This window comes from Sphingopyxis sp. OAS728, from assembly GCF_014873485.1.
Classification (GTDB): Bacteria; Pseudomonadota; Alphaproteobacteria; order Sphingomonadales; family Sphingomonadaceae; genus Sphingopyxis.
The window spans coordinates 442667-454061 of the sequence record NZ_JADBDT010000001.1; the positions used below are offsets into that span (position 1 = coordinate 442667).

The following is an 11395-nucleotide window of genomic DNA, read 5'->3' on the forward strand; positions in this document are numbered from 1 at the left end:
TGGCGCGGATCGATAGGATGCTATCGAACCGGATGCGGAGATTATGATGGAAGACCAGGAAACGCTCGTCACGCTGACGGCCGATATTGTCGCGGCACATGTGAGCAACAACAGCGTTGCCATATCGGACCTCCCGCTCGTCATCCGTTCAGTGCACGAGGCGCTGTCCGGACTTTGTTCTAAGGCCGAGCCGGCACCCGAACCCCAGCAGCCTGCCGTGTCAGTCCGTTCGTCGGTGAAGCCCGACTATATCGTCTGCCTTGAAGACGGGAAGAAGCTCAAGATGATGCGGCGTTATCTGATGACGCAGTTCGGCATGACGCCTGATGACTATCGCGCCAAGTGGAACCTGCCGAAGGATTATCCGATGGTCGCGCCGAACTATGCCGAGACGCGCCGCGCGCTCGCCAAGGAAATCGGACTTGGGACCAAGGGACGCGGCGGCGGCCGCAAGAAAACAGTGGGTCTCTTCAAGAAATAGCGTTCAGTCGTCGGCAGTTCGTTTGCCGAGCGCGTCGGCGATCATGGCCGCGAGCGATTCCTCGGCGCGGATGCGGGCGATCGCATCCTTGCTGTCGAGATCGCGGCGTACCCATTGCGGTGCGCGCTCGACGACGCGCAATATGGTCTCCGTGAGTTTCTGCGTCATGGCGCGCCTATGGCAGGATCATCGCCGCGCGGCAACGCATCGGTCCCGAATGCACGTTTGCCGCGCCGTTGCCAGAGCGCGGCTGCGTGGGCGCCATCCTCGCTTCGCAGCTTGTCCGCCATCCACAAGAACGCGCCGTAAAGCATCGCTCGGTCATCGTCGGTAAGATCGACGAGCTCCGCCTTCACGACGAGCCCGCCGAGTTCGATGAGTTGGCGCGTGCGTTCGCGCCGCTTGATCTGCCATTCACGCATGCCGGTTTGTGCCTGCGCCAGTTCAAGCCGATGCCGCATTGCGACCAGGCGCCGCGTCATTCGCTGCGCCGCGATCAGGTCCCGTCGCCGCTTTGCGTTCGCCGCGCCGAAAGAACGCCGCGCCCGCCTTGCGCCAGCCCTCCCTCGTGTCCGTGTCTTTGGTCGTGGCGGCGCCAAGCAATGCACCTGCCAGAATCTCGGTGTCGATGTGGTCGGCGCCAGTGGCAATGACAAGTTCTCCAAGCTGGCGAAACCGGCGTTCCTTGAGGGTCTTCGCCTTGGCTTCGAGCGCCTTCAGTTCCGAATCGATATCGCGTGGTTTGCGCATGTCGCATCTCCATGATGGGGTGATGCACCCATCATAAAGACGCGCCTCCCGATGCGCAGCAAGGTCGTCGGGACGGGCTGGCACAGCCTAGTCCCTCCGCGGATTTTTCCGTGTGAGGGCGCGCTTATACGTCGTGCCGACGTGGCTTTTGAAGTGTAGATGGATGGCCGTCATGGCGATCTTCCATCTCTCGGTCAAAGTCATCAGCCGCGCTTCGGGCCGCAGTGCAGTTGCCGCCGCTGCCTATCGGTCCGCTGATCGGTTGCACGATGATCGACTCGATAGGGCGCATGATTTCACGAACAAGACAGGCGTCGTGCACAGCGAAGTGCTGCTGCCCGACAACGCGCCCGACGAATGGCACGATCGCGAACGCCTGTGGAATGACGTCGAGGCGTTCGAGAAGCGGAAGGATGCGCAGCTATCGCGCGAAGTCGAGTTCGCAATCCCGCGCGAGATGGATCAGCCGCAGGGCATCGAGCTGGCCCGTGATTTTGTACAAGCCGAGTTCGTCGACCGCGGCATGATCGCCGACCTTAATGTCCATTGGGATATCGGTGCTGACGGGCTCGCCAAACCGCACGCGCATGTCATGCTGTCGATGCGCGAGATCGTCGTCGATGCCGATGGCAAGGCGGGGTTCGGCGCGAAGGTCCGCGACTGGAACCAGACAGAGATGGTCGAGCGATGGCGCGAGCGCTGGGCCGATCATGTGAATGCCCGACTTGCCGAACTCGATATCGATGCGCGCGTCGATCACCGGTCGTTCGAAGCCCAAGGGATTGACCTCGAGCCGCAGGACAAGATCGGGTCCGCCGCATCGCGTATGGAAGGTCGCGGGCTGGAGGCCGAACGGATCGACCAGCATCGCGAGATCGCAGCGCGTAACGGTGAACGCATCATCGCGAACCCAGGCCTTGCGCTCGATGCGATCACGCACGGCCAAGCGACATTTACGAACCGCGACATCGCCATGTTCGCGCACCGGCATAGCGATGGACGCGGACAATATGATGCCGTGCTCGGCGCAGTTCGTTCATCGCCCGATCTAATCGCGCTCGGACAGGATGGACGCGGCGAAGACCGGTTCACCTCGCGCTACATGATCGACACCGAGCAGCGCCTTCACGATGCGGCGGAGCGGCTTGCGCAGGATCGCGGGATGAAGGTCCCGGCGACATCACCCCAGGGAGGGAAGGACATCGCCGGAACGACCGGCCTGAAGCTTGGTCGCGAGCAACAGGCGGCGCTGGCGCATATAACGGGCGAGCGAAACCTTGCAATCGTCGTCGGCTATGCCGGGACGGGCAAAAGCGCGATGCTCGGAGTTGCGCGCGAAGCGTGGGAAGATGCGGGCCTGAACGTGCGCGGCGCCGCGCTGTCGGGCATCGCGGCCGAGGGTCTGGAGAATGGCAGCGGCATTCCCTCGCGCACGATCGCGAGCCTTGAACATGGCTGGTCGCAAGGGCGGGACCTTCTCACGTCGCGCGACGTGCTCGTCATCGACGAGGCCGGCATGGTCGGCACGCGGCAGATGGAGCGGGTGCTGAGCCATGCGGCTGACGCCGGCGCCAAGGTCGTGCTGGTAGGCGATCCGCAGCAGTTGCAGTCGATCGAAGCGGGTGCTGCCTTCCGTTCGCTCCACGAGCGGCACGGGGGCGCTCAAATCGGCGAGGTCCGCCGTCAGCATGCGGAGTGGCAGCGCGAGGCGACGCGTGAGATTGCCACGGGACGCACCGGCGACGCGATCCGCGCCTATGACGAAGCAGGAATGGTGCGCGCCGCCGAGACGAGGGAAGCGGCGCGCGTGGAGCTGGTAGGGCAATGGGACAAAGACCGGAAGCTCCATCCGGATGCCAGCCGGATCATCCTCACCCATACCAATGACGAAGTGCGCGCGCTCAACGAGGCTGCGCGCGATCGGATGCACGCGGGCGGCGATCTTGGCGAGAATATCGCGATCAAGGTCGAGCGCGGCGACCGCAGTTTTGCTTCGGGCGATCGAGTCATGTTCCTGCGCAACGAGCGCAGCCTTGGCGTGAAGAATGGCACGCTCGGCACCGTCGAGCACGTCAGCGAACGAAGCATGGCGGTCCGCACCGACGACGGGCGATCGATCGCGTTCAACATCAAGGACTATCGCGACATCGATCATGGCTATGCGGCGACGATCCACAAGGCGCAGGGCATGACCGTTGATCGCGCCCATGTGCTCGCGACACCGGGCATGGATAGCCATAGCGCCTATGTCGCGATGTCGCGGCACCGGGACGGGATCGCGCTCCATTATGGCCGGGATGATTTTGCCGATCAGGGCAAGCTCGTCCGCACGCTGTCGCGCGAGCGCGCGAAGGATATGGCGAGCGACTATGCCAAGGCCGATCCGGCGCGTGCATTTGCCGAGCGGCGCGGCATCACTATCCGCGAACGCGTTGCCGAGATCGTCAAGGCCGTGCCCGAGAGGGCGCGCAGCATCTTCGCGGGGTTCAAGCCGACCGTGACGCGTGCGAGCATCGAACCGCAGCAGACGCAGCGAGCCGACGCCTTGCCGCGCGCGGTCGAACGCTATGCCCGTGCGCAGGCCGACATCGACCGCATGACGGCCAAGGGGTATCCGCCGCTCGCGCACCAGCGCAGCGCACTCGACAAGGCCGGCGCCGATCTCGACGCAGTTCGTCCCCACGCGCGTGCCGATCTGGCGTCGGCGTTCGAGCGGCAGCCCGAACTGGCCGGATCGGCGGCGCGAGGCGATAGCCGGGCGGCGATCCGTGCGATGCAGCTCGAATCCGAAATCCGTATCGATCCCGGCAAACGCGCCGACCGGTTTACCGACAATTGGCAGCAGCTTCGTCAGCAGCGGGACACGCTCACCCGCAAAGGGGCGCATGACGCGGCGCGCCAGATATCGGGCCAGATGGGCGCGATGGCGAAGGGCCTTGAGCGGGACGCGCAGGTCGAATCGATCCTCAGTGCCCGTAAGGCCTCGCTCGGCATCGACATGCGCTCGGTGCGCCCCATCGCTCAGGAGCTGGCCGACATTGCCGCGATCGGGCGCACCCGCTCGCTCGGCATCGGAATAGGCATGTAGGAGAAGGATGAATGACGACCGACGACCAAGCTGCTCAGCCTCAGGATCTCGCTGTGGCCGCGTTCACCCGCCTCGAAGGCGAAATCGCATTGATGCGCCGGGCGGTCGAGAATCTCGCGACCGAGAAGGCCGACATCGACATCCCGGACTACAGCGACACCCTTGGCGAAATGGCTGAGTCCCTTGCCGCCGTGTCCGATACGCTGGACACGATTGCCGCCAAGCCTGCCATGGCTATGACCCCCGAAGGCATGGCGCAGCGGATGGATCAGGCGGCGCGCAGCGCCCGCCAATCGGACCGCGAGCAGATCGCGGCAGCGGAGACCCGATATAATCATGCGATGCGCGACCTGACCAAGGTCGTCGCGTCGGCCTGGAGTGCCTCCTATCAGCGCGAGTATTTGAGATGGGCGGCGTGTGGCGGAGTGCTGGCCGGATGCCTGTTCTGGGCGATCGTACCGGGAATCCTTGCGCGGCAGCTTCCGGAGAGCTGGCATATGCCCGAGAAGATTGCGATGCGAGTGCTTCGCGAGCCATCGGTATGGGAAGCCGGGGTTCGCTTGCTGCGGGTCGGAAGCCCCGAGGCGTGGCGAGCTCTATCCAATGCCGCCGAAATGCGGCATCAGAACAAGAAGGCCATCGCTGACTGCGAACGGGCCGCCAAACAATCGAAGAAAGCCGTGCGGTGCTACATCAAGATCGAGCCGCCGCTGAAAGGTAGTGTTTATCCTTCGTGTCGGCCTCAAATCTAGAGCCGTCTATCGGTACGTTCGGGAACCCAAACAGGGCCGCATAAGAGGCATAGCTTGTCGATAGTTGGTGACATGACCCCCCGATTTTCCTCCAACTGTGATAGAATCCGGCCATGAAGGAGGGGCCGACAGATGAGGCTTAAGAGGCTTTCAGAAGAGCAGATCATTGGCGTGCTGAAGGCGGCGGAGGCGGGCGTGGAGGCCGCTGACCTAGCTCGACGGCAAGGGATGTCGGAAGCGACGTTCTAAAAGTGGATGTCGATCTATGGCGGCCTAGGACACGGGACATCTGAAATATTAACGTAGAGAATTATTTTTGATATGGATTTTTATACCCAAAATCTGGCTCAAGGCACACAATATTATCATCCAAAATAAAAACCCTGTATCTCTCATTGAATTCCAAATTCTCTATGATGAGATAGAAGAATTTGTCAAAAGTCAAATCTTTGCATTCGGGAGTGCTGGGACGAGGAATTAAGGAAGGTTCGAGCACTTGATTGATCTCAAATTTATGGCCAGAACGCGTTAGCGCAGCTTCTAAGCTATTCACACCCTTGCCAACGAACGAAGCCCGGTTCGTTAGGGCAGAAGAGGCTCCGTCTGAGGTACTACTCATCATTTCAGCCTCTTTCTGAACACTGGAACCACAGGCCGAAAGGGCCAAGAAGACAGGAAAAAACTTGTAAGTAATTTTCACTGACATTGCACACCTTGCTGCTTGCAGAGATCCTTCCTGTACGCCGGTAGCAACCCTCCCGAGTTGTTGTCGGGCCGGTTCTCGCCTGTCGCTTGCTCAAATGCGGTTCCAGCGTAGGAATTAGAATTCTGCGTAATTAATCCATAGGTCAGATCAGCTTCGTTGACCGAGTCGGTGAACGATTTGACGCGCGTCACCACCTCAGAGAAATCATCTGTCACAGTAGCAGACCCCACCGTGACGGTGCCTTTTGCGTTGTAGATATCCCGATCAGTGCTGTTGGCAATGTCTGTGACTTCGCCAACCAGTTGGAGGCGGCCCAAGCCGTTAGTTCCGCTGCCAGAGCTACCGGATGTCCCTGAAGTGCCAGAGCGGTCGCGGGTCGAAGAACCACTCGACGCTCCGGAACTCGCCCCCGTCGAGCCAGAACTCGACGACCCGCGCGTTGAGCCAGACGCCGGCAAGGCAGCGCTGCCGGAATAATTATCGTTGGGACCGCCTCGTGCGATCGCCACCCGGAGAGGGTTCTCGGTGTCAGTAATCACTATAAAGGCGTGAAAGCCATTACGATAAATTGTAACCTCAGTATCCAGGCCGGATGGGTCAAACCGATTTATTGGATCATTTCTCACATAAGCATATAAGTTGATTTGATCTTCGTATCCGATCGGGTCTGTTTGCAGGAATCGCCCCAAGGTGGGAGAATAGACCCGCGCCTTATAATGGTACATTCCCAGTTCCGGTATCCACGCTTGACCCGCGTACTGGAAACGACCCAGGTTACTCCCCGCCGGGATCCCATACTCATCATAGCTATTGATTACGACTGGAGCGCCGCCGCTGCTGTCCGTCACAGCAATAAGGCTGCCTTGATGGTCGGCATGGAGCCAACGCGGTGCAACGAGGTTACTACCCTCATACCAAATAACCGGGTCATCGGCGTTCTTGCCATGGATGTAGCGGCGCAGAAGCGTTCCGCCGGCGTCGTACTCCGCGACAAGTTCGTCACCGTCGTAAAGGAAGCGTGTGGTGCTGCCGCCGCCAACTGTTTCGTAGAGCCTGCCAAGAGGGTCGTAACGGAGTGCCGCGCTCTTGGCGCCGCTGGCGCTCACCAGTCGGTTCTCCACATCGTAAGTATACGTCGTTGACCCGTCGGACGTCAGATTACCGTTCGCATCGTACGCAAAGGATGCGGGGCCAGCAGAGGTATATTGATTGAGCCCATTCGTCGTGTAGCTCCGATCGACATTGAAATGGGCCGTCCATGCGTAACTGTCATTGTCTCGCGACTGCTGCGATATCTGCGAGGCCGGAGTGTAGCTATAGGTGAACCCGACATCGCTCGAGCTGCCCGGGAAATTATGTCCTAGGCTGTTCAAGCGACCGATGGGATCATACCCAAAAGCTGTATACTGGCTGTAGCGACCGTCCTGCGACGAACGAAGACCCCGACTGTTGTAGCCATATGTAATCAGGTTGGTGGTCGAACCGAGAGCTCCCTCGTAGAGCACTGACATCCTGTCGAGACCATCATATGCGTAGCTGTGCTTCGAGCTATCTGGCCAAGTCAGTTCAATGCGATTGCTTTTGTTATCGGATGTGTAGCCCAACGATCTTGTAACGCCGTCCATCTTCAATGCTGAAGAAGCCAGCCGTCCAAAGCCATCATATGTCGAGGTCAGTCCCTCGGAGCTGGCGACCGCGCTATCAAAACGCGCATAGAGTTGCAGGCCCCTCGAGTCATATCCGTAATAGACATCCCGGGTATGGGTCGACGACAAGCCGGGGCGCTCGGGAACGGTTTTCAGGACAATTCTATTCAACGCATCATATTGGTAGGTGAGAGTGGATCCGTCACGTTTTCTCAGCGACGTCCGGTTCGCGTTGGCGTCGTAGCCATATTCCTCATAATCGGTGCTCGAAACCGTTCCTGCCGTCGTTGGCGACGGGAAGTGCCATTTGATTTGACGGTCTCGACCATCGTACGTCATCGACGCTTTGAAGCCGCGGGCGTCGGTCAGACTCGTTTGCTTCCCATTCAAACTATATGTGTAGGTCGCATAGTCCTCCTGCAGCGCGGTCGCATATGCCTTCTGTATTTTCGTTAGCTGGTTCGCGGCGTCATAGACATTTCTGGTGATCCGGTCGGGCCCAAAGCTGCCTTCGGTTCCGAGAGTGCAAGCACTTCCAGGTAGGCTAGCAAAGACCGCAGAGTTCATGCGCTGCGCTGTGCATTCCAGCTTGTCATCCGCCTTGTAGCTAAACTGCGTAACGGAATGTGTCGTACCCGCAGAAACAAGCTTTTCGCTCACTTTGCGGCCCGATGTGTCGTAACTCGTATCGACGTAGCGATCGACGGCCATTGCCGCGAGATCGCCGGCGGTCATTCCCGCGACCGTTCCTTCTTCAACACGCGTCGGCTGATCGTCGCCATTCAGCGTAATACGCTTTGCCCGACGCGGCAGCGGTCCTCCGCCGTCGGGGTCAGCCGAGATTTCTCCGACTTTCCGTCCGGCGGCATCATAGACGATGGCGCTCAAATTACCGCGCGGGTCGGTGATCTGGGTCTGCCGGCCGGCCAAGTCATAGCTATACCCTGTGGATATGGTTGTCCCACCACTACCAAGGCTCTGAAGAATTGTCGCAGGCAGGAAGGTGCTATTCCAATAGCTGGTTGTGGTGAGCGCCTCGTCCGATGTCCCCGCGCAACTGCTCAACGTGATGCACATCGAGGTCTGGGTGAGCCGGTAGATCACGCCATCGCCCGTGTTGTACGACGTGTAGGTAAAGCGCATCTGAGGTCGCACGCCGCTTGGTTGGGCGGGAAGCGTCGCGGTCAGGATTTCGCCGTGGGTCGGATCGTAAGTGAAATCCGACTGATTGCCGTTCGCGTCCTTGATCCAGTTCGGCTTGTTGCACTTTACCGGGTTCGTGCAGGTTGCATCATACCCTGCCTGATAGATGACGACGTTGACGAGACCCGAGCCGGGCTTGGCAACTTGCGTAGCCTTGGTGAGATTGCCGCGAGCATCATGCTCGTAGGAGAAGTTGTTCGCCTCGGGGAGCGTGACCTTCTTCGGCTGATGGAAGTTGTAAAGATCATATTCGTAAGCCGTCTGCCGGCTCAAGCCGTCGGTCGCCTGAGTAATTTTTTGCGACACTCTTGATTGGCCACAATTGAGGGATTCCCCGTAATCATACCCAGTCTCGGTCCAGTACGTATCGACCGCGTAAGTGCTACCCGTAGGCTTTGTCGCCGTCCTGCCGGTTAGGCGCTTGTCATATTGCCATGTCTGGCCGCCGCGACTGACCGTCTGAACCGGGACATTGTTAAAGCCGGGATTGGATGTGGCGAGATTATGATAAGTGATATTTGTCACCACCCCGCCAGGAGTTGTCACCGTCTTCGGCAGCAACTGGGTCGTGTCGAGCGTTGCACCGCACATCAGTGCGGGATCAGCATGGAGATCAAGGCGGTATGTACGTGCGAGCGCATCCTGCTGTGTCACTACCGCGTCGGAATAGGGCGTGGTATAAACGAGACTTGAGTTCAGCGCGCCTATGCTCGCCGTACCGTTGAAGAGAGTGATCGAGGTGTTGACCTGCCCGCCTGGCCGGTATGTCAGCCAATTCAATCCCGCGATGCTCGTTGTGGGCGATGTCGCTTGCGTGCGTGCGAACGTCACCTTGTAGCCAAGATTGCTCGTGATGGTGTCGGTGATCGTATAGTTGCCGCTGCTGCCAGTGATCGTAGCGAACGGTTGGTAGGTCAGTTTCTCTCCCGAGGCATATACGATTGTCGAAACATACGCGTAGCCGACATAGCCCGCATTGTTACATCCCGACTCGACATCGTAGCACGGCGGCAGCGGCTGCTGGATCATGTTGAAGAAGGTGAAGGTTGCGCCCTCGCGATCGCGGAAAACGTACGTGTAAGTTCCAGTTCGCGTGAGCGAAGAGCCGTCGGTCTCAGTTGACGGTGTACAGGGCCCGCTAGTGTAGCACGTAAAAAGGCGGTCGAGCCCGCCTAAGTGGACCCTAAGGTGCCTTTCGTTCGGATCGCCGATATCCCACCGCGTATAGGTCTGGTCATCAATATAGATGTTGAGAGAGGTCGTGAGCCGCCGACCATTAAAGGTCGTTCGCAAGTTAAGATGACCTGCGCCCGGCGCATTGAAGCTCAATGGAGAAGCGGTGAGATAGCCACCGCCCGTCATGTCAACGCCATTTACATCCGTTTCTGCCCGAAGCACTGGCTGGTTGGCAGGCTTAAAGTCCTGTGCATAGGCAGGCGTACCGATTAGCCCCAAGAGAGCTGTCAACTTCACCAAAGTGCTGCGGAGAAGCCGAGCACGAGAAGCGAGTATACCTTGAACGGGTTCGGACTTTTCCAAAGCGCGTTCGCATCCTGTTTCAATCTTCGCCACCGCAGACCTCCCCTCACTGAAACATCAGATGTAACGCAAAGCTTAAGGAGGAAGATTAGGCGAGTTGGTCGTTTTCACCCGAGCGCGATTATCGGCTTTGTCGTGCTCATATTCGGTCGTGACATTGTTGTTTACCGTCCCAGAGCGTACGACTTTTACTAGTCGTCCCTTGGCGTCATAGGTGTAAGTGATGGTCTCCGTCGCCAATGCGCTCGACCAAAGACACATCGAGGCGCAAACGGCCAGAATGCTTCGCATTGCGTCATCCTCCCAACCGGCATTTCTGTCACCGGTTACCGCGAGGTTGGACTTTGTGACAGAAGAGTCAATCGCGACTGTCCGCTTTCTCCGCGCTAGTCGCCTAGAATTATGTCCAAATTGGATATGTCTGAGTTCTGTGCCGTACCGGCGCAGGTCCTATATAGCGATTTTCAGTGAGTTATAATGTCGGTGTGTTCGGGAACCCGAGGCCACCGGCATTATGACACGGCTGGCATCGGGTTTCGGGCCCTCATTGACGATGTCTGGAATGGCGGTCAGCGAATATCGTTTTCGGCATCGCGTCGTCGACTCTTCTACCTGTAGTCACAAAGATGACTTCGTCGGGAAGCGCGCAAGGATGAATTCAAGCTCTCCACCTCGCTCCTCGCTCACCTCTGCCACCGCGCAGAACGCCGCGACATGGAGATGCAAAGGCACCGTCGTTGTGACCTGATTGGAGCCCGTCGCTCCAAGCTGGGAATATTTATGCCCTATCCGATTAGGAAGGCCTCAATGGAGCCGCTTTTGAGCCGCCAGATCAGAGCGGGCAGCGCCATATAATTATAAGCCCAATTCGTATTGACAGGACATTGAACATGATCAATCCATAGAATGGTCTTGTATTGGATTCTAACCTTATCATGTGAGGCTTAAGAATGCGAGGAAGCGGGCGAAAACTTCTAGCTGGCTTGGTATCGTTGACCGTCGCGTCAAACGCAATCGCAGCCGAAGTCATCACATGCACATACGACGCCCAAGGCCGGCTGGTGAAAGTCGTGCGCGCAGGTACGGTGAATAACAATGTCACCGTCGACTATGAGCACGACAAGGCCGACAACCGCACGCGGGTGAAGACGATTAACTCGCCGAACCCTCCGCCCTGAAATTGCGCCTTACGCTCCAATAAATTTTGAAGCTACGTTTTCAGGGGGATCA

General features: G+C 58.7%; 9 protein-coding genes and 1 pseudogene. 5 read left to right on the top strand and 5 right to left on the bottom strand.

Going from position 1 to position 11395, the window contains the following annotated elements; all coding sequences use genetic code 11:
• Positions 1–43 precede the first annotated feature (43 nt).
• Positions 44–481 (top strand): MucR family transcriptional regulator, encoded by a 438-nt coding sequence (locus GGC65_RS02175; protein WP_192645662.1) that lies wholly within the window; start codon positions 44–46, stop codon positions 479–481.
• A gap of 3 nt (positions 482–484) precedes the next feature.
• On the opposite strand, the gene GGC65_RS02180 is transcribed toward GGC65_RS02175, so the two are convergent.
• The 3 genes from GGC65_RS02180 to GGC65_RS02190 are packed head-to-tail and all read right to left on the bottom strand — an operon-like array spanning position 485 to position 1231.
• Positions 485–649, bottom strand: coding sequence for a hypothetical protein (locus tag GGC65_RS02180; protein WP_192645663.1), 165 nt, complete (start codon positions 647–649; stop codon positions 485–487).
• Positions 646–963 carry a conjugal transfer protein TraD gene (locus tag GGC65_RS02185; RefSeq protein WP_413052712.1) on the bottom strand — a complete coding sequence of 106 codons (318 nt, stop codon included), beginning with the start codon at positions 961–963 and terminating at the stop codon, positions 646–648. The genes GGC65_RS02180 and GGC65_RS02185 overlap by 4 nt, the downstream gene beginning before the upstream one ends.
• Positions 926–1231, bottom strand: coding sequence for a conjugal transfer protein TraD (locus GGC65_RS02190; RefSeq protein WP_192645664.1), 306 nt, complete (start codon positions 1229–1231; stop codon positions 926–928). Before GGC65_RS02190 ends, GGC65_RS02185 begins: the two co-directional genes overlap by 38 nt.
• 172 nt (positions 1232–1403) lie before the next feature.
• Here GGC65_RS02190 and traA point away from each other — a divergent pair, with 172 nt between their 5' ends.
• The 3 genes and pseudogenes from traA to GGC65_RS02205 form a co-directional block, all read left to right on the top strand.
• Positions 1404–4319 carry a Ti-type conjugative transfer relaxase TraA gene (gene traA / locus GGC65_RS02195; protein WP_192645665.1) on the top strand — a complete coding sequence of 972 codons (2916 nt, stop codon included), beginning with the start codon at positions 1404–1406 and terminating at the stop codon, positions 4317–4319.
• An 11-nt stretch (positions 4320–4330) separates the two neighbouring features.
• The gene (locus tag GGC65_RS02200) at positions 4331–5071 is read left to right on the top strand and encodes a DUF6118 family protein (RefSeq protein WP_192645666.1); all 741 of its coding nucleotides are present in this window, start codon (positions 4331–4333) and stop codon (positions 5069–5071) included.
• 132 nt (positions 5072–5203) lie between these two features.
• A pseudogene (locus tag GGC65_RS02205) lies at positions 5204–5317 on the top strand (transposase); the annotation flags it as partial.
• Positions 5318–5381: 64 nt separating this feature from the next.
• Here GGC65_RS02205 and GGC65_RS02210 read toward each other — a convergent pair.
• Both GGC65_RS02210 and GGC65_RS23685 read right to left on the bottom strand, forming a co-directional pair.
• Positions 5382–5771: a hypothetical protein gene (locus tag GGC65_RS02210; RefSeq protein ID WP_192645667.1), complete on the bottom strand. Its 390-nt coding sequence runs from the start codon at positions 5769–5771 to the stop codon at positions 5382–5384.
• On the bottom strand, positions 5768–10198 hold the full coding sequence (locus GGC65_RS23685; RefSeq protein ID WP_192645668.1) for an RHS repeat domain-containing protein: 4431 nt from the start codon (positions 10196–10198) through the stop codon (positions 5768–5770). Before GGC65_RS23685 ends, GGC65_RS02210 begins: the two co-directional genes overlap by 4 nt.
• 950 nt (positions 10199–11148) lie before the next feature.
• On the opposite strand from GGC65_RS23685, the gene GGC65_RS02220 reads away from it, so the two are divergent.
• The gene (locus GGC65_RS02220) at positions 11149–11343 is read left to right on the top strand and encodes an RHS repeat domain-containing protein (RefSeq protein WP_225940637.1); all 195 of its coding nucleotides are present in this window, start codon (positions 11149–11151) and stop codon (positions 11341–11343) included.
• Positions 11344–11395: the final 52 nt, after the last annotated feature.

Coding starts and splice junctions, on each gene's coding strand:
- GGC65_RS02175 (WP_192645662.1), top strand. CDS start 44: ATGATGGAAGACCAGGAAACGCTCGTCACGCTGACGGCCGATATTGTC.
- GGC65_RS02180 (WP_192645663.1), bottom strand. CDS start 649: ATGACGCAGAAACTCACGGAGACCATATTGCGCGTCGTCGAGCGCGCA.
- GGC65_RS02185 (WP_413052712.1), bottom strand. CDS start 963: ATGACGCGGCGCCTGGTCGCAATGCGGCATCGGCTTGAACTGGCGCAG.
- GGC65_RS02190 (WP_192645664.1), bottom strand. CDS start 1,231: ATGCGCAAACCACGCGATATCGATTCGGAACTGAAGGCGCTCGAAGCC.
- traA (WP_192645665.1), top strand. CDS start 1,404: ATGGCGATCTTCCATCTCTCGGTCAAAGTCATCAGCCGCGCTTCGGGC.
- GGC65_RS02200 (WP_192645666.1), top strand. CDS start 4,331: ATGACGACCGACGACCAAGCTGCTCAGCCTCAGGATCTCGCTGTGGCC.